The sequence below is a fragment of the Nonomuraea sp. NPDC050394 genome (assembly GCF_044459065.1).
In the GTDB taxonomy this organism is placed as follows: Bacteria; Actinomycetota; Actinomycetes; order Streptosporangiales; family Streptosporangiaceae; genus Nonomuraea.
In genome coordinates this window covers 36,625-58,871 of sequence record NZ_JBITIO010000021.1, presented here as the reverse complement: position 1 = coordinate 58,871, position 22,247 = coordinate 36,625, and the positions used below count along the sequence as shown (strand labels likewise).

Annotated in this window: 21 protein-coding genes; 11 read left to right on the top strand and 10 right to left on the bottom strand. The window is 71.2% G+C overall.

Translation table 11 applies throughout. From position 1 onward, the window contains the following. The first annotated feature begins 35 nt into the window (after positions 1–35). The 3 genes from ACIBKY_RS48570 to ACIBKY_RS48560 are packed head-to-tail and all read left to right on the top strand — an operon-like array spanning position 36 to position 5,364. Positions 36–1,694, top strand: a complete 1,659-nt coding sequence (locus ACIBKY_RS48570) for an ABC transporter transmembrane domain-containing protein (protein ID WP_397108346.1) — start codon at positions 36–38, stop codon at positions 1,692–1,694. Beyond that, entirely contained in the window at positions 1,691–3,391 is a 1,701-nt protein-coding gene (locus ACIBKY_RS48565) for an ATP-binding cassette domain-containing protein (protein ID WP_397108344.1), read from the top strand. The genes ACIBKY_RS48570 and ACIBKY_RS48565 overlap by 4 nt, the downstream gene beginning before the upstream one ends. Beyond that, positions 3,388–5,364, top strand: a complete 1,977-nt coding sequence (locus ACIBKY_RS48560) for a prolyl oligopeptidase family protein (RefSeq protein WP_397108342.1) — start codon at positions 3,388–3,390, stop codon at positions 5,362–5,364. The genes ACIBKY_RS48565 and ACIBKY_RS48560 overlap by 4 nt, the downstream gene beginning before the upstream one ends. Here ACIBKY_RS48560 and ACIBKY_RS48555 read toward each other — a convergent pair. After that, on the bottom strand, positions 5,350–5,955 hold the full coding sequence (locus ACIBKY_RS48555) for a DNA-binding response regulator (RefSeq protein WP_397108340.1): 606 nt from the start codon (positions 5,953–5,955) through the stop codon (positions 5,350–5,352). The genes ACIBKY_RS48560 and ACIBKY_RS48555 overlap by 15 nt on opposite strands. A 361-nt stretch (positions 5,956–6,316) precedes the next feature. On the opposite strand from ACIBKY_RS48555, the gene ACIBKY_RS48550 reads away from it, so the two are divergent. From ACIBKY_RS48550 to ACIBKY_RS48525, 6 genes are read left to right on the top strand one after another with little or no spacing between them, the layout of a single operon-like run. Beyond that, a complete protein-coding gene (locus tag ACIBKY_RS48550; protein ID WP_397108338.1) occupies positions 6,317–7,474 on the top strand; it encodes an ROK family protein in 1,158 nt (385 codons plus the stop codon). An 8-nt stretch (positions 7,475–7,482) separates the two neighbouring features. Continuing rightward, positions 7,483–8,961: a sugar ABC transporter ATP-binding protein gene (locus ACIBKY_RS48545; RefSeq protein ID WP_397108336.1), complete on the top strand. Its 1,479-nt coding sequence runs from the start codon at positions 7,483–7,485 to the stop codon at positions 8,959–8,961. Next, positions 8,958–9,947, top strand: coding sequence for an ABC transporter permease (locus ACIBKY_RS48540; RefSeq protein ID WP_397108334.1), 990 nt, complete (start codon positions 8,958–8,960; stop codon positions 9,945–9,947). The genes ACIBKY_RS48545 and ACIBKY_RS48540 overlap by 4 nt, the downstream gene beginning before the upstream one ends. Continuing rightward, complete coding sequence (locus ACIBKY_RS48535) at positions 9,944–10,999, top strand: ABC transporter substrate-binding protein (RefSeq protein WP_397108332.1); 1,056 nt, start codon at positions 9,944–9,946, stop codon at positions 10,997–10,999. Before ACIBKY_RS48540 ends, ACIBKY_RS48535 begins: the two co-directional genes overlap by 4 nt. Before the next feature lie 14 nt (positions 11,000–11,013). Continuing rightward, complete coding sequence (locus ACIBKY_RS48530) at positions 11,014–12,102, top strand: Gfo/Idh/MocA family protein (protein WP_397108330.1); 1,089 nt, start codon at positions 11,014–11,016, stop codon at positions 12,100–12,102. Continuing rightward, positions 12,099–13,106 (top strand): sugar phosphate isomerase/epimerase family protein, encoded by a 1,008-nt coding sequence (locus ACIBKY_RS48525; protein WP_397108328.1) that lies wholly within the window; start codon positions 12,099–12,101, stop codon positions 13,104–13,106. Before ACIBKY_RS48530 ends, ACIBKY_RS48525 begins: the two co-directional genes overlap by 4 nt. Positions 13,107–13,211: 105 nt before the next feature. On the opposite strand, the gene ACIBKY_RS48520 is transcribed toward ACIBKY_RS48525, so the two are convergent. Further along, on the bottom strand, positions 13,212–13,766 hold the full coding sequence (locus ACIBKY_RS48520) for a TetR/AcrR family transcriptional regulator (RefSeq protein WP_397108326.1): 555 nt from the start codon (positions 13,764–13,766) through the stop codon (positions 13,212–13,214). A gap of 86 nt (positions 13,767–13,852) precedes the next feature. Here ACIBKY_RS48520 and ACIBKY_RS48515 point away from each other — a divergent pair, with 86 nt between their 5' ends. Then, on the top strand, positions 13,853–14,269 hold the full coding sequence (locus ACIBKY_RS48515) for an organic hydroperoxide resistance protein (RefSeq protein WP_397108324.1): 417 nt from the start codon (positions 13,853–13,855) through the stop codon (positions 14,267–14,269). Between the two features lie 3 nt (positions 14,270–14,272). Here the strand turns inward: ACIBKY_RS48515 and ACIBKY_RS48510 are convergent, their stop codons facing one another. From ACIBKY_RS48510 to ACIBKY_RS48495, 4 genes are all read right to left on the bottom strand, one after another. Further along, positions 14,273–14,869, bottom strand: a complete 597-nt coding sequence (locus tag ACIBKY_RS48510) for an NAD(P)-dependent oxidoreductase (protein WP_397108322.1) — start codon at positions 14,867–14,869, stop codon at positions 14,273–14,275. Between the two features lie 101 nt (positions 14,870–14,970). Then, positions 14,971–16,056 carry a Zn-dependent alcohol dehydrogenase gene (locus ACIBKY_RS48505; RefSeq protein ID WP_397108320.1) on the bottom strand — a complete coding sequence of 362 codons (1,086 nt, stop codon included), beginning with the start codon at positions 16,054–16,056 and terminating at the stop codon, positions 14,971–14,973. A 15-nt stretch (positions 16,057–16,071) separates the two neighbouring features. After that, the gene (locus ACIBKY_RS48500; protein ID WP_184972597.1) at positions 16,072–16,263 is read right to left on the bottom strand and encodes a ferredoxin; all 192 of its coding nucleotides are present in this window, start codon (positions 16,261–16,263) and stop codon (positions 16,072–16,074) included. Continuing rightward, entirely contained in the window at positions 16,260–16,712 is a 453-nt protein-coding gene (locus ACIBKY_RS48495; protein WP_397108318.1) for a pyridoxamine 5'-phosphate oxidase family protein, read from the bottom strand. Before ACIBKY_RS48495 ends, ACIBKY_RS48500 begins: the two co-directional genes overlap by 4 nt. A gap of 85 nt (positions 16,713–16,797) precedes the next feature. On the opposite strand from ACIBKY_RS48495, the gene ACIBKY_RS48490 reads away from it, so the two are divergent. Next, positions 16,798–17,427 carry a class I SAM-dependent methyltransferase gene (locus ACIBKY_RS48490; protein WP_397108490.1) on the top strand — a complete coding sequence of 210 codons (630 nt, stop codon included), beginning with the start codon at positions 16,798–16,800 and terminating at the stop codon, positions 17,425–17,427. A gap of 243 nt (positions 17,428–17,670) precedes the next feature. On the opposite strand, the gene ACIBKY_RS48485 is transcribed toward ACIBKY_RS48490, so the two are convergent. The 4 genes from ACIBKY_RS48485 to ACIBKY_RS48470 form a co-directional block, all read right to left on the bottom strand. Further along, positions 17,671–19,332 carry a rhodanese-like domain-containing protein gene (locus ACIBKY_RS48485; RefSeq protein WP_397108316.1) on the bottom strand — a complete coding sequence of 554 codons (1,662 nt, stop codon included), beginning with the start codon at positions 19,330–19,332 and terminating at the stop codon, positions 17,671–17,673. 37 nt (positions 19,333–19,369) lie between these two features. Next, entirely contained in the window at positions 19,370–20,368 is a 999-nt protein-coding gene (locus ACIBKY_RS48480) for a DUF1702 family protein (protein ID WP_397108314.1), read from the bottom strand. A gap of 146 nt (positions 20,369–20,514) precedes the next feature. Then, positions 20,515–21,534 (bottom strand): prenyltransferase, encoded by a 1,020-nt coding sequence (locus ACIBKY_RS48475; RefSeq protein WP_397108312.1) that lies wholly within the window; start codon positions 21,532–21,534, stop codon positions 20,515–20,517. Between the two features lie 2 nt (positions 21,535–21,536). Further along, positions 21,537–22,247 carry a class I SAM-dependent methyltransferase gene (locus ACIBKY_RS48470; RefSeq protein WP_397108310.1) on the bottom strand — a complete coding sequence of 237 codons (711 nt, stop codon included), beginning with the start codon at positions 22,245–22,247 and terminating at the stop codon, positions 21,537–21,539.

Sequence of the window (22,247 nt, the reverse complement as noted above, 5' to 3'; positions counted from 1 at the left end):
TTCGAGCGATAAGGATTTAGACCGAAAGGAACACCGTGCGGTCTGGTGATCGGCTCGTCTTGGATGCTGTACGGCGCAGCGGCCCCTGGCCCCTCGTGCTGGCGTTCACGGCGACCGCCGGGGCCGCGGCCGAGCTGGCCCTGCCGTACCTGATCGGACGGACCATCGACGGCCAGGACCGCACCACCTGGCTCACCGCCGCCGTCGGCGCGGTAGCCGTGATCATGGTCTGCGAAAGCCTGTCCGTCTGGTCCCGCGGCGTGAGCGGAGCCGCCGCGGCGGCCCGGATGCGCGGGGCGCTCATGCGGCGCGTGCTGGGCGTGGGCCCGGGAATGACCCGCCGCTTCGGCCAGGGCGACCTGGTCACCAGAGCGGGACTGAACGCCGAGGAGCTCGGCGGCGCGCCGGACGCGGCCGTCAGCGTGATCACGCTGCTGGTGCCGACCATCGGCGGCCTCGTGGCCCTCACCCTCATCGACCCCCGGCTCACGCTCACCCTGGCCGCCGGTCTCGTCGCCATCATGTTCGTGCTGCGCGCCTTCATGCGCGCCAGCGGCGAGATCGCCGCCGCCTACCAGGAGACGCAGGGCGAGATCGCCACCCGCCTGGTCGACGCGCTCGCCGGAGCCAGGACGATCGCCGCCGCCGGGACCGAGGAGCGCGAGGTACGCCGGGTCCTGACGCCGCTGCCCACGCTGCGCGCGCACGGTCTGGCCCTCTGGCGGGCCACGGCGGGCGCCGGGGTCAGGGCCGGGATCATGGTGCCGGTGCTGGAGGTGGCGGTGCTCGCCATGGGCGGGTTCCTGCTGGCCTCCCGGCAGATCACCGTCGGCGACCTCTACGCCGCCGCCCGGTACGCCGTACTCGGCGCCGCGCTGAGCGGCGCGCTCGGCTTCGTGGCCAGGCTGGCCAGGGCGCGCGCGGCGGCCGACCGCGTGGCCGAGGTCCTGGACGAGCGGGAGACGGAGACGGGCGCGGCCACACTGCCTCCCGGCGACGGGACCGTGGAGTTCCGCGCCGTGGCCGCGGGCGGCCTGGAGGTCGGCGACCTGGTGCTGCCCGGCGGGTCGGTGACGGCCGTGGTCGGGCGTTCCGGAGCGGGCAAGTCCGCGCTGGCCGCGCTGGCCGGGCGGCTCACCGATCCGGAACGGGGCACGGTGTCGCTGGACGGGGTGAACCTGCGCGAGCTGTCGCCCTCCGCCCTTCGCCAGGCGGTCGCGTACGCCTTCGAACGCCCGGTGCTGCTGGGGGAGACCGTGGAAGAGGCCATCGAGTTCGGCCGGGCCCCGGCCGGCGCCGCGGAAGGGGCGGCACGGGCCGCACGGGCCGACGGATTCCTGTCCCGGCTTCCCCAGGGCTTCCTGACACCGCTGGAGCGCGCGCCCATGTCCGGCGGCGAACGCCAGCGGGTGGGCCTTGCCCGCGCCTTCGCCCAGGGCGGCCGCTTCCTCGTGCTGGACGACGCCACCTCCGGCCTCGACACGTTGACGGAACAGCAGGTGGGCGAGGCGCTGACCGGTGAGCTCGGCGGGCGTACGCGGCTGGTCGTCACCCACCGCGCCGCCACCGCGGCCCGCGCCGACCGGGTGATCTGGCTGGACGGCGGCCGGGTACGCGGCCACGCCCCCCACGCCAGCCTGTGGAAGGACCCCGGATACCGGGCCGTCTTCGAGCACGCCGGAGTCGCGTCATGAAGCCCGGCCGGGTGGTGTGGACGGCGTTGCGTGCCCGGCCCAGGGCGCTGGCCAGGATCGCGGGCTGGTCGGTGGTCGAGGTGGCGCCCGCCTTCCTCATCGGGCTGGCGATCGCCCGCGCCATCGACGACGGCTTCGCCGCCGGACGTGTGGACGTCGGTCTGGCCTGGCTGGCGGCGCTCGGGGCGGCGTGGCTGCTGGCGGCGTTCGCGGCGCGGCAGGTGATCCTGGCTGTGGCCGCCGTGGCCGAGCCGTTCCGTGACGACCTGCTGACGCTGGCCGTGCGCGGGGCGCTGTGCGAGGGGCCGCAGGACGCGCCGGCGAGCGCGGTCGCCCGGATCAACCTGCAGGTCGAGCTGGCCAGGGACGCCTTCGCGGCGGTGGTCACCGTCGTGCGCGGGTTCGCGTTCACGGCGGCGGGCGCGGTGCTCGGGCTGGTCGCGCTGCATCCGGCGCTGGCCGTGCTGGTGGTGCCGCCGTTCGTGCTGGGGGCGGTGCTGTTCACCCTCTCCCTGCCCGCCCTGTACCGCCGCCAGCGCGCCTATCTCGAAGCCGACGAGCGCACCGCCCAGACCCTCGTCTCGGTGACCGGCGGCCTGCGCGACGTCACCGCCTGCGGCGCGGAGGCACGCGTCGAGGCTCTCGTCGGCCGCCGCATAGCAGCCCAGGCCCGCTCGGCCGGGCGCCTGGCCGGGATGACCGCGCTGCGCACCGCCGCCCTGGGCGTCGGCGCGTGGGCTCCGGTCGTCCTGATCCTGGTCGGCGGGCCGTGGGTGGCGGGCGGCACGCTCGGCGCCGGCGTGATCGTGGGCGCGCTCGCCTACGTCACCCAGTCGCTCGCCCCGGCCCTCGGCGGCCTCGTGGAAGGCGTCGGCGTCAGCGGCGTACGCCTGTTCGCCTCCCTCGGCCGCATCCTCCACACGACTTCCCCAGAACGCACCACCTCCCCCGAAATCGCCCCGCCCGCCGCGGACGACCCGCCCGCGCTCGCGTTCAAGGGCGTGGTCTTCTCGTACGGCGAGCACGCCGACCCCGTCGTCCAGGACCTCGACCTGGAGGTCCGGGACGGCGAGCACCTGGCGATCGTCGGCCCGAGCGGCGCGGGCAAGTCCACGCTGGCCGCCCTGGCCGCGGGATTGCTGCACCCCGGCGCCGGAACGGTCACCGTGGCCGGAGTCCCCGCCCACCTGGCCGACCCGGGCACCAGGGTTCTCATCCCCCAGGAGGCCTACGCCTTCCGGGGCTCGCTGCGCGAGAACCTGGCCTACCTGTCCGACGCCCCGCCGGAGCGCATCCTGGCCGCCGCCTGCGAGGTGGGCGCCGACGAGCTGATCGAGCGCCTGGGCGGCCTGGAAGCCGACCTGGACCCGGGCGGCCTGTCCGCGGGGGAGCGGCAGCTCATCGCCCTGGTCAGAGCCCATCTGGCCGAGGCCCGCCTGGTGATGCTCGACGAGGCCACCTGCCATCTCGACCCGGCCGCGGAGGAGCGGGCCGAGCAGGCGTTCGTACGGCGGGGCGGCACGCTGATCGTCGTGGCCCACCGGCTCACCTCGGCCCGCAGGGCGGGACGGGTTCTCCTGCTCGACGGCTCCCGGGCGAGCATGGGCACCCACGAGGAGCTCGTCGCGGCGGCACCGCTCTACGCCGACCTGGTCGGTCACTGGGAGACCACCCGCGAGGAGGCCCAGCTTTCATGAAATATCCGGACGCATCCCGGCTGCCGCTGGTCGACGAGCTCCACGGCCACCGGATCCCCGACCCCTACCGGTGGCTCGAAGACCCGGCCGACCCCGCCACCGTCACCTGGCTCGACGCCCAGGAGGCTCTCTGGCGCGAGCACGCCGCCGCCCTCCCCTGGCGCGAGCGCATGCTGACCCGGCTGGGCGAGCTGAGCCGTACCGGCATCGCGACCCCGCCCGTCTGGCGCGGCGAGCACCGCTTCGTGGAGCGCCGCGCGGCCGACCAGGAACACCCCGTCCTCTACCGCGACGACGAGGTCCTGCTCGACCCGATGCGCCTGGACCCCACCGGCCTGACCACTCTCGACGAATGGCAGCCAGGACCGGACGGCACCCTGCTGGCCTACCAGTTGTCGCGGCGCGGCGAGGAACGGGCCGAGCTGCGCGTCATGGACGTCAGGACCGGCGCGGACGTGGACGGACCGATCGGCGACTGCCGGTACTCGCCGGTCGCCTGGCTGCCCGACGGCGCGGCCTTCTACTACGTCCGCGCCCGCACCGGCGTCTTCCTGCACCGGATCGGTTCACGGGAGCCCGACGAAGAGGTCTTCACCGCCGACGGCGCCGGCTCCTACGGGCTGACGCTCAGCGCGGACGGCCGCTGGCTCACGCTGTCGGCCGCTCCCGGCCCGAGCACCCCGAACGAGCTGTGGCTGACCGATCTGGCCAGTGGTGAGCGGCGGCGGGTGCAGCCCGCCGGATCGGCCAGGAGCGTGGCGGCGGTCGGCGCGGACGGGCGGCTCTACATCCTGACCGACCGCGACGCGCCGCGCCGGCGGTTGTGCGTGGCCGACCCGGAGCGTCCCGACGCGTGGAAGGACCTGGTGGCAGAGGACCCGGAGTCGGTGCTGGCCGCGTTCACGATCCTGGAGGGCAACCGGCTGCTGGTCTCCCGCGTACGGCACGCGGTCGCCGAGGTCGTCGTGCACGAACTGGACACGGGGCGGCCGGCCGTACCGGTGAAGCTGCCGGGCGCGGGGACGGTCGGCCCGCTCACCGCGCGGCCCGAGGGCGGGCACGAGGCGTGGTTCCTCTACACCGACGCCGTCACGCCCGCGGGTGTGTGGCGCTATGACGCGAAGGACGGCTCGCTCACCGCGTGGGAGGCGAGCCTGCCGGTGCCGGGCGTGGTGAGCAGGCAGGTGACGTTCACTTCGCGTGACGGCACCGAGGTGCGCATGACCGTGGTCGCCATGCCGGGCGACGGCCGGCCGCGCCCGGCGATCCTGACCGGTTACGGCGGTTTCGGGATGTCGCTGACGCCCGGCTACGCCGCCGACTCGGTGGCCTGGATCGAGGCGGGTGGCGTGCTGGCGGTCGCCGGCATCAGGGGCGGCGGTGAGGAGGGCGAGGCCTGGCACCGCGCGGGCATGCGCGAGCACAAGCAGAACGTCTTCGACGACTTCGCCGCCGCGGCCGAGAAGCTGGTCGCCGACGGCTGGACCACCCCCGCCCAGCTGGGCATCTGGGGCGAGTCGAACGGCGGGCTGCTCATCGGCGGCATGCTGACGCAATACCCCGGGCTGTTCACCGCCGCGGTCTGCTCGGCGCCGATCCTCGACATGACGCGCTACGAGCGCTCGGGCCTCGGCGCGTCCTGGAAGCAGGAGTACGGCACCGCCGAGCGCCCGGAGGAGCTGGCCTGGCTGCTGGCCTACTCCCCGTACCACCGGGTGGCCGAGGGCACGGCCTACCCGGCGACGCTGTTCACGGTCTTCGGCGAGGACACTCGCGTCGATCCCGCGCACGCGCGCAAGATGTGCGCGGCGATGCAGCGGGCGGACGCGGGGGGCCGGCCGCTGCTGCTGCGCCACGAGGGCGACGTCGGCCACGGCGCGAGGGCCGTCAGCCGTTCGGTGGCGCTGGCGGCGGACGCGCTGGCCTTCCTCGCCGAGCACACCGGTCTTCCGCTGCCGTCAGATCCAGCCTGATTCGCGGGCGATGCGGATGGCGTCGATGCTGCTGCGCGCGCTCAGCTTGGAGCGCGTGCGGCTGAGGTAGTTGCGCACGGTGCCCTCCGCGAGGAAGAGCGAACCGGCGATCTCCGAGACGGACGAGCCGTCGGCCGCGGCGGTCAGCACGTCGAGTTCGCGGGAGGTCAGCGGCGTGTCCGGGGTGGTCATGGCGGCGATGGCCAGTGAGGAGTCCACCACGCTCCCGCCGGCCGCCACCTTTCTGATGGCGTCGGCCAGCTGCGCGGGTGGCGCGTCCTTGGCCAGGAACCCGCGCACCCGCGCGTCTAAAGCCCGTTTCAGCATGGCGGGCGTGCCGACCGCGGTGAGGATCAGCACCCCGCAGCCGGGCAGGGCCTCGCGCAGCTCGCGTGCCGCCTCCAACCCGTCCGCTCCTGGCATCACCAGGTCGATCACGGCCACATCGGGGTTGGTGGCCCGCGCGGCTTCGAGGATGTGGTCACCTCGGTCCACTTCGGCGACGACCTCGATGTCCTCCTCGTAGGCGAGGAGGGCCACGATCGCCCCGCGGACGAGCTCCATGTCCTCAGCGAGCAAAGTACGGATCACCGGCATCCTTTCGGAACACAGCGTGATGTACGACTACATCCTGACTAATGGCTTAGGGGTCGAAAAGCCAGGACGTTGCAGAGGTATAGCTTAACTATTAGGTGTTTGTTTGTTTTTTCGGCTTACTGACGCTTTTAAGTGTGCATTTCGGTGAGGTCAGAACCCGCCTGGTGAACCGACGCTCCTTACGGGTGCATCGCCATTTACTATGCGTGCTCTCCGCATCTGTGAAACCAGATTCTCATTCTCTTTTGCGCCTTTGGGTCCTGGCCGGGACTTTGTTCGATCATCGGCGTAAGTCCGCCAGGTTTGTTGGATCAGGGTCTTGCTTCTGACCGACGAGTGCTCCTATGGTCGGCGCATGAGCTCACCTCCCGGCTCTCCGGGCGACGTGCTGACCCTGATCAGCGCCGGGTCGGCCACGACCCGCTCCGACCTCGCGCGGGTCACCGGCCTGGCCAGATCCACCATCTCCCAGCGGGTCGACGCGCTCATCGAGCGCGGCCTGGTGGAGGAGAGCGACAGCGGCGAATCCACCGGCGGACGCCCGCCGCGCCAGCTGCGCCTGCACACCGACGAACACAGCGTCGCCGGCGTCGACCTCGGCGCCACCCACTGCCGCGTCGCGCTCATGGACCTCACCGGCGCCGTCCTGGGCGAGTCCGAGGAGCCGCTGCACATCGCCGAAGGCCCGGAAGCCGTGCTGCCGCAGGTCGACCGGCTGGTCGACCAACTGCTCGCCGAGGTGGGCCGGCCGCGCGCCGGGCTCAGGTCGCTGGGCATCGGGGTGCCGGGACCGGTCGAGTTCGCCACCGGCCGGCCGAACAACCCGCCGATCATGCCCGGCTGGAACGACTACCCCATCCCCGACTACTTCCACGGCCCCACGGTCCTGGTCGACAACGACGTCAACGTGATGGCGCTGGGCGAGCACCGCAACGCCTTCGCCGCCACCGGCCACCTGCTGTTCGTGAAGGTCGGCACCGGCATCGGCTGCGGCATCGTGACCGAGGGCGCCCTGCACCGCGGGGCCAGCGGCTCGGCCGGCGACATCGGCCACATCAGGGTCAGCGGGCACGAGGAGGCGGGCTGCCGCTGCGGCAACAGCGCCTGCCTGGAGGCGGTCGCCGGCGGCGCCGCGCTGGCCCGCAGGCTCACCGAACTCGGCTTCCCCGCCGAGTCCGGCGCCGACGTGGTGCGGCTCGTGCAGAGCGGCAACACCCAGGCGCTGCGGCTGGTCAGGGAGGCCGGGCGGCTCATCGGCGAGGTCCTGGCCGGCCTGGTCAACTTCTTCAACCCCGAGGTCATCGTCATCGGCGGCGCCCTGTCACGCGTGCACGAGCACCTGCTGGCCGGGATCCGCGAGACCGTCTACCGCCGGTCGCTGCCGCTGGCCACCCACCATCTGACGATCGTGCCGAGCCGTACGGGGGTGAACGCGGCCGCTCTGGGCGCGGGCATCCTCGCGATCGAGCACTACCTCTCACCCGAGAACATCAACCGGATCATCAACGCCTGAGAGGGCCCATGCTGGTCATCAGGGGAGTCGTCAAGCAGTTCCCCGGCGTGCGCGCGCTCGACGGGGTCGATCTCGACGTGCGGGCGGGCGAGGTGCACTGCCTGCTCGGCCAGAACGGCGCGGGCAAGTCCACGCTGATCAAAGTGCTGGCCGGCGTGCACCAGCCCGACCAGGGCACGATCGAGTTCGGCGGCAGCCAGGTACGCCCGAGCAGCCCCATCGACGCCATCAGGCTCGGCATCGCCACCATCTACCAGGAGCTCGACCTCGTCGACGGGCTCAGCGTGGCGGAGAACATCCTGCTCGGCCACGAGAAGTCGTCCCTGGGTTTCGTCCACCGCTCCGCCACCAACCGGGCCGCCTCCGCGGTGCTCGCCCGGCTCGGCCATCCGGAGATCCGCCCGTCCACCGAGGTCGGGCGCCTGTCCCCGGCCGCCAAGCAGGTCGTGTCCATGGCCAGGGCGCTCTCCCACGACGCCCGCCTGATCATCATGGACGAGCCCTCCGCCGCCCTCGCCCACGACGAGGTCGGCAACCTCTTCCGCATCATCCGCGAGCTGACCGCCCAGGGCGTCGCCGTCGTCTACATCTCCCACCGCCTGGAGGAGATCCGCGAGATCGGCGACCGCGTCACCGTCCTGAAGGACGGCCGCACGGTCGCCGTCGGCCTGCCCGCCCACGAGACCCCCACCTCGCAGATCGTCTCCCTGATGACCGGCCGCAACGTCGAGTACGTCTTCCCGCCGCGCGGCTCCGGCCGCGGCCGCGAGGTGCTGCGCGTGGAGGGCCTCAGCTCGCCGGGCGCCTTCGCCGGCGTCTCCTTCTCCGTGCACGCGGGCGAGATCGTCGGCCTGGCCGGCCTCGTCGGCTCCGGCCGCTCAGAGATCCTGGAGGCGGTGTACGGCTCCCGCCCCAGCTCAGGCCGGGTCCTGCTGGAGGGCAAGCAGATCAGGAGCGCGGTCGCCGCGGTCAGGCAGGGCATGGGCCTGGCCCCCGAAGAGCGCAAGGCCCAGGCGCTCCTGCTCGACCAGAGCGTCACCGCCAACATCACCCTCGGCACGCTGCCCGGCTTCTCCAGGTTCGGCTGGCTCGACCGCGCCCGCGAAAGAGCCGAGGCCAGACGCCTGGTGGACACCCTCGACATCCGCCCCCACGACCCGGAACGCCCGATCAAGACGCTGTCCGGCGGCAACCAGCAGAAGGCCGTGCTGGCCCGCTGGCTGCTCGACGAGCGCAAGCTGCTCCTGCTCGACGAGCCCACCCGCGGCGTGGACGTCGGCGCCCGCGCCGAGCTGTACGCGGTCATCCGCAAGCTGGCCGAGCAGGGGATCGGCGTGCTGCTGGTCTCCAGCGAGGTGCCCGAGGTGCTCGGCCTGGCCGACCGGGTGCTGGTGCTGCGCGAGGGCCGGGTCATCCACGAGAGCGCGGCCGAAGGTCTCGACGAGCACCGGGTACTCGACATGATCATGGAAGGGAGTGCGGCGTGAAGGTGGACACCCGCGGCGTCGCCGTACGCGAGGCCTGGTGGGGGAGGGTCGGCGAGGCCCGCCACCTCGGGCTGGTGGCGGCGCTGGCGCTGCTCGCGATCGTCGGCCTGATCACCAAGCCCGACAACTTCGCCACCGCGTCGAACCTGGTCAGCATCCTGTCACTGGCCGCCACCATCGGCGTCATCACGGTCGGCATGACGTTCGTCATCATCGGCGGCGGCATCGACCTGTCCGTGGGCGCGATCATGGCGCTCGCCTCGGTGTGGGCGACCACGCTTGCCACGCAGTCGTACGGGCCGTTCGTCATGGCGGTCTGCGCGATCCTGGTCGGCACCGGGGCCGGGCTGGTCAACGGGTTACTGATCTCCTACGGGCGGCTGGTGCCGTTCATCGCCACGCTGGCCATGCTGGTGGCCGCGCGCGGCCTGGCCCAGCGCATGTCCGACCGCAAGACCCAGCTCATCCAGAGCGGCAACACCGCCATCGTGGAGCTGTCGACCACGCGGGTGCTCGGCATCCCGCTGCTGGTCTACATCTTCGCGCTGGTCGTGGTGCTCGGATGGGTCCTGCTCAACCGCACCACGTTCGGCCGCCGCACGTACGCGGTCGGCGGCAACCCCGAGGCGGCCAGGCTCGCCGGGATCAACGTACGCAGGCACACGATGCTGCTGTACGCGCTGTCCGGCCTGTGCTGCGGCATCGCCGCGATCCTGATCATGGCCCGCACCACCACCGGGTCGTCCACCCACGGCGACCTGTACGAGCTCGACGCCATCGCCGCCGTGATCATCGGCGGCACCCTGCTGACCGGCGGCCGGGGCACCATCGTCGGTTCGATCCTCGGCCTGCTCATCTTCACGGTCATCACGAACCTGTTCATCCTCAACGGCCTCAACACCAGCGACCAGCTGATCGCCAAGGGCCTGATCATCGTCGTCGCCGTCCTTCTCCAGCGGCGCAACCTCAAGGAGAGAGCACCATGACCGAAAACGTCGCGCGCCGGGGATTCCTCATCGGCGGCCTGGGCGGTGCCGCATTACTGGCCACGGGCTGCACCTCCAACCAGCCGGCGGCGGCGCCCACCAGCGCGGCCCCGGCACCCGCCCCCGCCGCCAGCGGCAACGACCAGCCGGGGGAGAAGGTCGTCATCGGCTTCTCCGCGCCGGCCGCCGACCACGGCTGGATCGCGGCCATCGCCAAGAACGCCGAGGCGACCGCGAAGCAGTACACCGACATCGAGTTCAAGCCGGTCGAGCCGACCAACGACATCAACGCCCAGATCTCCGCGGTCGAGTCGCTGATCGCGGCCAAGGTCGCCGCGCTGGTGATCCTGCCCAACGACGGCCAGCAGCTCAACCAGGTCGCCCTGCAGGCCACCGCGGCGGGCATCCCCGTCGTCAACCTCGACCGCGTCTTCCCCGACAAGCTCGCCTACCGCACCTGGGTCGGCGGCGACAACTACGGCATGGGCGTGGCGGCCGGCCACCACGTCGGCAAGAAGCTCAAGGACAAGGGCGTCGCCAACCCGGTGATCGTGGAGATCCAGGGCATCGCGACGCTCCCGCTCACACAGGACCGCAGCAAGGGCTTCGCCGACGCGCTCAAGACGTACGGCTTCAGCGTCACCGCCAAGCAGGACGCCAAGTTCACCGTGGAGACCGGCAACCAGGTCGCCGCCAGCCTCCTGCAGGCGCACAAGAAGATCGACGCGCTGTGGAACCACGACGACGACCAGGGCGTCGGCGTGCTCGCCGCGATCAAGGAGGCGGGCCGCAGCGAGTTCTTCATGGTCGGCGGCGCCGGTTCGCTCAACGCCATGAAGGAGATCCAGTCGGGCACCTCGGTCCTTGAGGCCACGGTCACCTACAGCCCCACGATGGCCTCCTCGGCCATCAAGCTCGCTCGACTGATCGCCCAGGGTAAGGGCATGAGCGATCTCGTGGAGAACCAAGTGCCCCAGTCGATCACCCTCGCGTCGGAGACCATCACCAAGGAGAACGTCGAGAAGTACCTGCCATTGGGGTTTGAATCTTGATTAACGGCGTAGGCATGATCGGTTATGCCTTCATGGGACGCGTCCACTCCCAGGCGTGGCGGAACGTCTCCGCCTTCTTCGAGCTGCCCGCGAAACCCGAGATGCGGGTGATCTGCGGGCGCTCGAAGGAGGCGACCGAGGCGGCGGCCGCCCAGATGGGCTGGGCGGAGGCGGTGACCGACTGGCGCGAGGTGGTCGCCCGCGACGACATCGACATCATCGACATCTGCACGCCCGGCGACTCGCACGCCGAGATCGCCATCGCCGCGCTGGCCGCGGGCAAGCACGTCATCTGTGAGAAGCCGCTGGCCAACACGGTGGAGGAGGCCACGCGGATGGCCGAGGCCGCCGCGCGCGGGCCGGGCAGGAGTATGGTCGCCTTCAACTACCGGCGGGTGCCCGCCGTCGCCCTGGCCAGGCAGCTGGTCGCCGAGGGCAGGCTGGGCGAGATCAGGCACGTACGGGCGCAGTACCTGCAGGACTGGATCGTGGATCCGGACTTCCCGCTGGTGTGGCGGCTGCGGAAGGACAAGGCGGGCTCGGGTGCGCTCGGCGACATCGGGGCGCACATCATCGACACCGCCGAGTTCGTCACCGGCCAGCGCGTCGTGGGCGTCACCGGGCTGACCGAGACCTTCGTCAAGGAACGGCCGCTCGAGGGCGGCAGCCGTACGGACAAGGGCATGGTCACCGTGGACGACGCGGCGCTGTTCGTCGGCCGGATGTCGGGCGGCGCGCTGGCCTCGTTCGAGGCCACGCGCTTCGCCACCGGGCGCAAGAACGCGCTGCGCATCGAGCTGAACGGCGCGCTGGGCAGCCTGTTCTTCGACTTCGAGGCGATGAACGAGCTGTGGGTCAGCGACGGCGGCGCGGGCTTCACCCGGATCCTCGTCACCGAGCCCGGCCACCCCTACGCCGGGGCGTGGTGGCCGCCGGGGCACGGGCTCGGCTACGAGCACACGTTCACCCACGAGATCAAGGACTTCCTGGAGGCGATCGCCGCCGGCGCCGACCCCTCGCCGTCGTTCGCCGACGGGCTGCGGGTGCAGCGGGTGCTGGAGGCGGTCGAGCAGAGCAACGGCGCGTACAAGGAGATCCCATGACCAGACCGGTCACGCTCTTCACCGGACAGTGGGCCGACCTGCCCTTCGAGGAGGTGTGCGGGCTGGCGGCGGAGTGGGGCTACGACGGGCTGGAGATCGCCTGCTCCGGCGACCACTTCGACGTGGCCGCGGCCCTGGAGGACTCCGGGTACGTCACCCGCAAGCTCGAACAGCTCGACAAGCACGGCCTCAAGGTCTGGACGATCTCCAACCACCTCGTCGGCCAGGCCATCTGCGACCACCCCATCGACGAGCGGCACCAGGCCATCCTGCCCGCGCGGATCTGGGGCGACGGTGACCCGGAGTCGGTGCGCCAGGCCGCGGCCGAGGACATGAAGAACACCGCCAGGGCCGCCGCCGCGCTCGGCGTGGACACCGTGGTGGGGTTCACCGGCTCGTCGATCTGGCACACCGTGGCGATGTTCCCGCCGGTGCCGGCCTCGATGGTGGAGGCCGGCTACCGGGACTTCGCCGACCGCTGGAACCCGATCCTGGACGTCTTCGACGAGGTGGGCGTCCGCTTCGCGCACGAGGTGCACCCGTCGGAGATCGCCTACGACTACGTGACGACCCAGAAGACACTGGAGGCGATCGGCCACCGCCCCGCCTTCGGCCTGAACTGGGACCCCTCGCACATGGTGTGGCAGGACATCGACCCGGTGAACTTCATCCTCGACTTCGCCGACCGCATCTACCACGTGGACTGCAAGGACACCCGGATGCGCGTGGGCGACGGCCGCCGGGGCCGCCTGTCCTCACACCTGCCGTGGGCGGATCTGCGGCGCGGCTGGGACTTCGTCTCGACCGGGCGTGGGGACGTGCCGTGGGAGGACTGCTTCAGGGCGCTGAACTCCATCGGCTACACGGGCCCGATCTCGATCGAGTGGGAGGACGCGGGCATGGACCGCCTCGACGGCGCCCGCGAGGCCCTGGGCTTCATTCGCACCCTGAACTCCATCACCCCGCCCGCAACGGCCTTCGACGCCGCCTTCTCCACCACGTGAGACCCGGCCGGCCTTCTCGCGAGGCCGGCCAGCCTCACTCACCTTCTCGCAGGGCCTCTCACTCGCTTCGCGCAGCGCCTCTCACTCGCCTTCTCACAGGGCCTCTCACCCGCCCGAAGGGCCCAGGACGCGCTCCGCGGTCTCCCGGATCGAGGCGCGTACCACGGCCGGGTCGTCGAGGTCGAAGCCCACGGCCACGCCGTCGCGCACGATCATGAGGATGTCGGCGGTGGTGTCCGGCGTGGGGTGTCGCGCCTCCTTGAGCAGGCCGAGCATCAGGTCGCGGAACCACTCCCGGTAGGCGGCGACGGCCCTGCGCACCGGGTGCGCGCGATCGGGGTACTCCGCCGCGGCGTTGATGAACGGGCACCCCCGGTAGCCGGGCAGGCTCCCGAGCTCGCCCATCCGCTCGAACATGGCCAGCAGCCGCTCCCGCCCGGACCCGTCCGGCAGCTCGTCGGCCATCGCCCGCTGCCGCTGACCCTGGTCCTCCACGTAGGCGGTGACCAGCTCGTCCTTGGCCGGGAAGTGGTGGTAGAAGGTCGCCTTGGCCACTCCCGCCTCGGCGATGATCCGGTCGATGCCCACCGCGCGTACGCCTTCGGCATAGAACAACCGCGTCGCGGTATCCAGGATGCGCTGGCGGGCAGGACTCGTCATGCCTTGACATTACCAGACAGGTCTGTCTAGTGTCAGCTGTATCTAGACAGACCTGTCTGTCTCCAACTGCTGCGAGGAGCATTCTGATGAGCAAGGCCCTGTACACCGCGGTCGGCACCGCCTCCGGCCGCGACGGCCGCGGCGTCACCACGGACGGCAAGCTCGACGTCAAGCTGTCCCCACCCGCCGAGCTCGGTGGCGCCGGCGCGGGCACCAACCCCGAGCAGCTGTTCGCGGTCGGATACGCCGCGTGCTTCGCCAGCGCCATGCAGCTCGTCGGCAAGAAGCAGAACCTCGACGTCACCGATGTGGCCGTGACCGCCGAGGTGGGCCTGGTGCCCAACGGCGCCGGCGGCTTCGGCCTCGAAGTCACGCTGCGCGTGGAGCTGCCCGACGAGATCTCCGCCGAGGCCGGCCACGCCCTGCTGGAGGCCACCCACCAGGTCTGCCCCTACTCCAACGCCACCCGCGGCAACATCCCCGTCAACCTGGTGGTCGAGTAGCCCTCACTTCGGGCCGCAGACGCCCAGCGCCTTCCCGATCAGCTCCGCGTCCTCGGCCGTGTCGAGCAGCGCCATCGCGTAGTCGGCGCGCGACAGTTGCATCGCGCCGCCCGTCGCGTTGGCCGCGAAGTCGACGTGCACCCGCCCGGCCGCCGGCTTGTCGTTGAGCATGGTCCCGCGCACCACGCTCCAGTCGAGGTCGCTGGCCTGCAGCATGCCCTCCGCGCGGGCCAGGTCGACGTAGGCGGCGCGGAGGAACAGCCAGGCCAGGGCGACCGGCAGCCGCGGCCTGGTCGCCGGGACCGACCGGCTGCTGGTCATGACCAGCCGGCGCGGGCCGCTCTCGCGCATCGCGGTGATCAGGGTGATCGCGATTGCGCTCCCGCCGACCGCGGCGATCACCGCGTCCTGCCCCTGAACCGCCGTGCGGACCGCGTCCAGGTCGCGGGCATCGCCCTGGTGCACGGCGGTGAGTCCTTCGTGCCCTTTCAGCGTCTCGGGGGTCCGGGCGAAGGCGGTGACCTCGTGGCCCCGCCGTACACCTTGGGTGAGCACATGCTTTCCGGTACGGCCGGCCGCGCCGACAACCAAGATCCTCATTATATGGCTACCTCCTATATGGCAATTTGCACTATAGGAGGGCGCGCGTCAACTGACATGCGAAAGGGCCGGGGTATCGGCCCCGGCCCTTCCTGCCGTCGTTAGTCCATCACCACGATCTGGCGCAGTACCTCGCCGCCCTTCAGCGCGGCCACGGCGTCGTTGAGGTCGGCCAGCTTGATCCTGGCGCTGATCATCGACTCCAGGTCGAGCTGGCCGGCCTTGTACAGGGCGGCGAAGTAGGGGAAATCGTGCCGCACGTCGGCCTCGCCGTACATGCTGGACAGCAGGTTCTTGCCCTCGAACAGCAGGCTGAACGCGGAGATCTGCACCATGTCGTCCATGGCGCCGGCGCCCACGACGATCACGTCGCCGCCCGCGCGGGTCGTCTGCCACGCGCTGGTGATGGTCGCGGACTTGCCGACGACCTCGAAGCCGTAGTCGAAGCCGTTGCCGCCGGTCAGCTCGGCCAGGGCGCCGGGCAGGTCGTCGGGGGTGACCGCGTGCGTGGCGCCGACCTTCCTGGCCAGTTCGTGCTTCGACGTCAGCGGGTCGACGGCCAGGATCACGCGGGCGCCGGAGACCCGAGCGCCCTGGATCACCGACAGTCCCACGCCGCCGCAGCCGATCACCGCGACCGTGGAGCCCGGACGCACCTTGGCGGTGTTGAGCGCCGCGCCGACGCCCGTGGTGATGCCGCACCCGATCAGCGCGGCCGCCTCCCACGGCACCTCCGGGTCGATCTTGATCGCGCCCTGCCACGGCACCACGCACTCCTCGGCCCAGGTGCCGCAGCCCGCCATGCCGAAGACGGTGGAGTCGCCGCCGATGCGGAAGTTGCCCTTGGAGAACGACTCGATCACATACTTCATGCACAGGTACGGCTGGCCGCCCAGGCACAGGGCGCATTCCTGGCACGACGGGCGCCAGTTGATGATCACGTGGTCGCCCGGCTGGAGCGAGGTGACGTGCTCACCCACCTCGACCACCTCGCCCGCGCCCTCGTGGCCCGGGATGAGCGGCACCGGCTGGGGCAGCACGCCGGACATGGCCGACAGGTCGGAATGGCAGACACCGGTCGCCCGGATCCGGACGCGTACGTCCGCCGGCCCGACCGGGGCCAGTGTGACGTCATCGCGGAGGTCGAGCTTGTCGTCGCCTACAGCGTGCAGAATGGCGGCGCGCATGGGGGGTTCCTCCTGTTACTCCTCTAGGGAGAGGGCGGCTTTCGGGCAGGAACGTACGGCGTGCCGTACCCGGTCCTGCATGTCGGCTGGCGGCTCGGGGAGAAGGACGTGCAGGTTGTCCTCCTCGTCCACGTCGAACACTTCAGGGGCGAGCCCCATGCATACGGCGTTCGCCTCGCATACCAGGTAGTCGACCTTGATCTTCATGTGAGCCTCCTGTGATCCCATGAGACCACCCTGGTGCGCTCGACCACATATGCGATGCGTTTTCTTCCGGTCAGTTCCACGTACGGGCGCAGGTCCGCGTCGGGCACTCCGGGCGTCATCCGGCGGGCGATCTCCATGCCGATCTCCAGCACGCGCTCGCGCTCGCCGACCTGCTTGGCCACGCCGTACAGGAGGACCCCGCGCAGTTCCGCGTAGTCGTCACCGGTCTCGATCAGGCAGCTGACCCTGGGGTCGCGGGCGAGGTTGACGGCCTTCTGGGCTTTGCCGTAGGTCCAGAAGGCGATCCGGCCCTCGTCGAGGCCGTAGAACATGGTCACCAGGTGCGGGGTGCCATCGGGATTGATGGTCGCCAGCTGGAGCTTGCGCGAGCCCTCGATGAGGGCTGTGACGTCCGCTTCCGGCATCGCGATGCGCGCGCGCTGATTCACGTTGCCCAGTAGAACAGGTTCCAGAATCGCCGACAAGAGGGCAATGGAATGTTGTTCGGTTCCACTAGGGTGCTTCTCCATGACGATGCCGCCTGACTTGCGTTACGCAGCCGAGCATGCCAAAGGATTCATGCCGGCCGGTGAAGGGCTCGCCCTCTTCGACACCGCCCTGAAGTACGGAGGGCGGGGCCCCATCTGCGAGATCGGCACCTACTGCGGCAAGTCCGCGATCTACCTCGGCGCGGCGGCCCGCCAGGTCGGCAGCGTCGTGATCACCGTCGACCACCACCGGGGGTCGGAGGAGATCCAGCCCGGCTGGGCCCACCACGACCCGACGCTGGTCGACCCGCGCTTCGGCAAGATGGACTCGCTGCCCGCCTTCCGCACCGCCATCGCCGCGGCCGGGCTGGAGGACGAGGTGATCGCCGTGGTGGGGCAGTCGGGGAAGGTGGCCGGGTTGTGGAACACGCCGCTGGCCCTGCTGTTCATCGACGGAGGGCACTCCGAGGAGCCGGTGACCGCGGACTATGAGGGGTGGGCGCCGCATGTGATGGAGGGTGGGGCGCTGGTGTTCCACGACATCTACCCCGACCCTGCCGAGGGCGGGCAGGCGCCGTACCGGGTGTATCGGCGCGCGCTGTCGTCCGGGGCGTTCAAGGAAGTGGGGAGTGAGGGGTCGCTACGGGTACTGGAGCGCGTCGGCCCCGGCATCTAGGCCATGCTCTTACCCGGACGGGTCGCCCACGTGGCCGGCCCAGCGGCTTTCATACTGCGGGGCAGGCTCTGTTGGGCGGCCCTGTTGGGCGGGCTTCACGCGGCCGTAGGAGCCTTTTGGGCGACCATGTATGGGCTTCCAGACGGGCATAGGGCTTCGGGTGGGCACAGGGCTTTAGGCGGACACGGGGGACTCAGGGCTTAGGCGGGCACGGGGACTCGGGGCTTAGGCGGGCACGGGGCTTTAGGCGGACACCGGGACGCCTTGGTCGGCGGCGTGGGCGAACGCGTCGTCGATGACCACGACCTCGCGTCCCGCCCTCGCCAGGAGGGACGCGGCGGCGGTGGCACGGTAGCCACTGCCGCAGTGCACCCAGATCTCACCCGGCGGGATCTCGGCCAGCCTTGCGGTGAGCTGGGGGAGCGGGATGTTGAGCGAACCGGTCACATGCCCATCCCGCCATTCCCCCGCCAACCGCACATCCACCACAACCAGCCTTCCACCCCCTCCACCCACGCCATCCCCACCACCGGCCACTCCGCTCACGTCGCCCGCTCCGTGGTGACCGCCTGTGCCGCCCGCATAGCTCACGCCATCCGCCGCCGCGTCTGCGCCGCTCACCCCGGTTGCGGTGCCCGCCGCCGCGCCCGCACTGCTCGCCTCGTCCACCGCGCTGCTTGTGCTGCCCGCTTGGTCGGGGCCGCCTGTGCTGCCCGCATAGCTCACGCCATCCGCCGCCGCGTCTGCGCCGCTCGCTCCGGCCACGTTGTCGCTTGAGGTTCGGTGGTTGGTCGTCAGGGCGTCGGCCAGGTCGGTGAAGGTGGCTCGGCGTAGGGAGCCCAGGCGGGTGGTCGATGTGGTCAAGGCTTCTGGGGTGCCTATGGCCACGGCGGCCGGGTGGTCGATGCCGATGCGGACCAGTTCGCGCCGGGCCTCGGCGACCGAGTCGCGGGTGGCGCCGATCAGGGTGATGGGGGCGCCGCGGGTGGTCAGCCAGCCGAGCCAGGTGGCCATGCTGCCGTCCAGGCCCAGGCTCACGGTGCCGATCAGGTGCGAGGCCGTGTAGGCGGTGCGGGAGCGCAGGTCCACGACCCACTCGCCGGCGTCGATGCGCCGGGCCAGGTCCTTGGGGGTGGCGGGTTCGGGCAGGCGCAGGTCCACGGGGGCGGGGCCGGCGGCGTTGATCGCGCCCATGTGGGCGTAGTAGGCGGGGTAGGCGTCCAGGCCGGACAGGACTTCGGTGACGAAGGTGTCCTCGGCGAGCCGTAGGGCGGGGTTTGCCAGTTTCTCCTGGCCGAGGGTTGAGGCGTCGCCGCCGGCCGTACCGACCGCGCAGAAGCTGCCGAACCCGTGTGTCGGCCAGATGCGCGCGCCGTCGGGCAGGGCGTCGGCGAGTCTGCGCGCGGAGGCGTGCTGGTGGCGCGCGAGGGTCTCGGTGTGCTCGTGGCCGAGCAGGTCCGGGCGGCCGGTGGTGCCGAACAGCAGCGAACCGCCGGTGAAGACGCCCTCGGGGGTGCCGTGGTGGTCGAGGATGTACGACAGGTGGTGGAAGGTGTGGCCGGGGGTGTGCAACGCCCTGAGGCGCAGCGTGGGAGAGATGTCCAGGATGTCGCCGTCGCGCAGTGCCCGGTGCGGGAAGTCCGCCGTGTCGGCCAGCGCGTAGACCGCGCCGGTCAGCCGGGACAGTTCCAGGCCGCCGGAGACGTAGTCGTTGTGGAGGTGGGTCTCGGCGACGGTGGTGATCCGGACGCCCAATCTGCCCGCCAGGGCCAGGATCCGGTCCACGTCCCGCTGGGGGTCCACCACCGCGGCCGTTTTCCCGTCGGTGACCAGGTAACTGCGGTCGCCGAGGGTGGACGTCTCGATCACGTGCACGTCGAACATCTGCTCAACCTCCTCACCCATCGCAACGACTACCCTCGGGGGGTATATTCCGCGAGGGTCAGTCGGTGCGGTGGCGGCGGGCCCACGCGCGGCGGGTCTGGGCGCGCCAGGTCAGGAAGTCGTCGTGCGTGTGCGGGTCGTGGCCGAGGGAGGCGAGCGCGGCGTCGGTCCAGGCGGCAGCCTCCTCGGCCGGGGCGCCGGTGAGGACCGGGGCGGCCTCGGCGGCGTGGCCGGGCAGGCTGCCGGCGGTGAGCCAGGCGGCGCAGGCGAAGGCGGCGCCTTGCGCCACGTGCTGGCGGAAGCCGTCGGCGCCGGCGTAGACGGCGAGCTGCTCGAGTTCGTCGAGGTCGGCGCCGCCGGTGTACACGGCCGCGAAGGCCACGCCGCTCCACAGATCCGCCCGGCGGGATGCCGGGTACGCGTGGATGTGCGCGGCGAGGTCGTGGGGCTCGGCGCAGTCGTGGTACCAGAGGAGCCGCCCGAGGCCCTGGTCGAAGATGGCACAGTGCGCGCGTACGGCCAGCTCCGGCATGGCCCGCTCGCCCACCATGAGGTCGGCCTTGGACATGCTGCGCTGGAAACCGTAGCCGTCGATGGCCAGCCAGCGCAGCAGCGGGTGGGCCCGCCGCATGCCCCACGTGGGCGGCAGGCGCAGCAACGCGTGTGCGCGGCCCGCGCCCAGGTGGGCGGCATGCGGGTGAAGCTGGGCGGGGCCGGCAAGTAGCTCGTTCAGGCGCCGGCCCCGAGTCATGGTGATCAGGTCGAGCATGGTCGCGGCCGCCGCCGCGCCCTCCCAGGCGAACGGCTGCCGCTCCCGCGCTACCCGCCCGACCTTGTGGATCTCCCGGGCGATGACCGCGTTGTAGCCGTACACATAGGTTTCCTCGGCCGCCGTGAGCACTCCCGGAGCCGCTCCCGCCCTGAGCCGGAACCGTCGCCGCCCCAAGTCAGACTCGACCGGATCTTTCTCCAGGAACCTCCACAGGCCACGCGCTGGGGCCAGTGTCTGTTCAATCGTGACCTGATCCAAGAACGATGTTGTGCCCGTGTCGCCCACGCTTCCCCCGAAGACGCCTCGTACGGCCACTCACGAAGCTAGTGAGCCCATTGCGGCATTCCCCGCCGCCGCTCCGCCTCGCGGGGCAAAGAACCGGCAAAACCGATTGCGCTCGTGGCGGCTTCGCCGTACTGGAGAAAAGTGTCCTAACCCGAGGAAAGCGTGCAGTCGCAGGTGTGTGAGGCGGGGGCGTGGATGTCGCGGAAGATGCCGGAACCGCCGCTGAGACCGGACAGGGCGTCGGCGGCGAGGATGGTGGCGGCGGCCGTGTAGCCGCTGCGCTCGTGGGGGAAGTGCTTGCGGTTGACGAACTGCCAGCCGGTCCAGTAGGAGCCGTCGTCGTGGCGCAGGTGCTGCATGTCGGTGAAGAGGCGGACGGCGCGCTCGCGCCGGCCCAGGGCGTCGAGGGCGAGCACGAGTTCGCAGGTCTCCGCACCGGTCACCCACGGCTGGTCGGAGACGCAGCGGATGCCGAGGCCCGGCACCACGAACGTGGACCATTCGCGGTCGATCAGCTCGGCGGCCGGGCGGCCGCGGACGGCGCCGCCGAGGACCGGGTAGTACCAGTCCATGGAGAAGCGGCTTTTGTCGGTGAACGCCTCAGGGTGGAAGGCGAGCACGTGGGCGAGGCGGTCGGCGGCCAGCTCCCAGTGGGGCTGCGGGTCGCCGAGGTGGTCGGCGAGCAGGACGCCGCAGCGCAGCCCCTGGTGGATGGAGGAGCAGCCGGTCAGCAGCGCGTAGGTGGAGGCCCGGCCCCGGGCGTCACGTTCCCAGACGATCTCGCCGCGCGCGGTCTGCAGGCCCACCACGTAGTCGAGTGCGCGCTTGACCATCGGCCAGAGAGGGCTGGGGTCCTTGCCGGTGACCAGGTAGTTGTGCCAGGCGCCGACGGCCACGTACGCCGCGTGGTTGGACTCGCCGCCGCGCTCGACCGCCATGCCGTCCTGGATCTTCATCGCCCAGGAGCCGTCGGGGCGCTGGTGGCGCATCAGCCAGTCGTAGCCGCGGTCGACGGGCTCCGACAGGCCCGCGACGGCCATCGCCATCAGGCATTCGACGTGGTTCCACGCGTCGACGTGCCCTTCCGGCCAGGGCACGCCGCCGTCGTCCTGCTGGATGGCGGCGATGCTCTGGGCGGTCTGGACGGTCTGCTCCCAGCTGATCACGCTCAGGGCTTCCGCACGTAGAGGACGACGCTCTTGCCGATCAGCGGGTTGAGCAGGGCCTCGGCGACGCGGGTGGCGGCGGGGCGCTTCATGATGTCCCATACGAGCAGCTCGTGGTAGGCCTTCGCGAGAGGGTGCTCGTCGTTGTTGACGCCGACGGCGCACTTGATCCACCAGTACGGCGCGTGCAGCCCGTGGGCATGGTGATGGGGTCCGATCTCGAACCCGGTGGACTTCAGCTTGGCGCTCAGCTCGGCCAGGGTGTAGATCCGGACATGTCCGCCGGGCGCCGTGTGGTAGTCCTCGTCCAGCGCCCAGCAGATCCGCTCGGGCAGGAAGCTCGGCACCGTGATGGCCGCCGTGCCGCCGGGCTTGAGCACCCGGAAGATCTCCGCCATCGCGCTCATGTCGTCCGGGATGTGCTCCAGCACCTCGGCCGCGATCACCCGGTCGAAGCTGGCCTCCTCGAACGGCATGTCCAGCGCGGTGCCCCGCACGGTCTCGCCGCCGGCACCGACCGGCACCTCGCCGGCCTTGTCCATCGCCACGAACATGGCGGCCACGTTGTCGAGCTCGGCCTGGTCCATGTCGAAGGCGACCACGTCGGCGCCCCTGCGCAGCACCTCGAAGGCGTGCCGGCCGCCGCCGCAGCCGAGATCGAGAACCCGTACTCCGGGGCCGACGGGCAGCTTGGCGAAGTCGACGGTCAGCAA

Bases quoted from the DNA above. Each gene is read 5' to 3' on its own strand.
- ACIBKY_RS48565 (WP_397108344.1), top strand. From the start codon at position 1,691: ATGAAGCCCGGCCGGGTGGTGTGGACGGCGTTGCGTGCCCGGCCCAGG.
- ACIBKY_RS48485 (WP_397108316.1), bottom strand. From the start codon at position 19,332: ATGGGTGAGGAGGTTGAGCAGATGTTCGACGTGCACGTGATCGAGACG.
- ACIBKY_RS48490 (WP_397108490.1), top strand. From the start codon at position 16,798: ATGCCGCCTGACTTGCGTTACGCAGCCGAGCATGCCAAAGGATTCATG.
- ACIBKY_RS48515 (WP_397108324.1), top strand. From the start codon at position 13,853: ATGAGCAAGGCCCTGTACACCGCGGTCGGCACCGCCTCCGGCCGCGAC.
- ACIBKY_RS48550 (WP_397108338.1), top strand. From the start codon at position 6,317: ATGAGCTCACCTCCCGGCTCTCCGGGCGACGTGCTGACCCTGATCAGC.
- ACIBKY_RS48505 (WP_397108320.1), bottom strand. From the start codon at position 16,056: ATGCGCGCCGCCATTCTGCACGCTGTAGGCGACGACAAGCTCGACCTC.
- ACIBKY_RS48525 (WP_397108328.1), top strand. From the start codon at position 12,099: ATGACCAGACCGGTCACGCTCTTCACCGGACAGTGGGCCGACCTGCCC.
- ACIBKY_RS48530 (WP_397108330.1), top strand. From the start codon at position 11,014: ATGATCGGTTATGCCTTCATGGGACGCGTCCACTCCCAGGCGTGGCGG.
- ACIBKY_RS48500 (WP_184972597.1), bottom strand. From the start codon at position 16,263: ATGAAGATCAAGGTCGACTACCTGGTATGCGAGGCGAACGCCGTATGC.
- ACIBKY_RS48545 (WP_397108336.1), top strand. From the start codon at position 7,483: ATGCTGGTCATCAGGGGAGTCGTCAAGCAGTTCCCCGGCGTGCGCGCG.
- ACIBKY_RS48560 (WP_397108342.1), top strand. From the start codon at position 3,388: ATGAAATATCCGGACGCATCCCGGCTGCCGCTGGTCGACGAGCTCCAC.
- ACIBKY_RS48535 (WP_397108332.1), top strand. From the start codon at position 9,944: ATGACCGAAAACGTCGCGCGCCGGGGATTCCTCATCGGCGGCCTGGGC.
- ACIBKY_RS48510 (WP_397108322.1), bottom strand. From the start codon at position 14,869: ATGAGGATCTTGGTTGTCGGCGCGGCCGGCCGTACCGGAAAGCATGTG.
- ACIBKY_RS48520 (WP_397108326.1), bottom strand. From the start codon at position 13,766: ATGACGAGTCCTGCCCGCCAGCGCATCCTGGATACCGCGACGCGGTTG.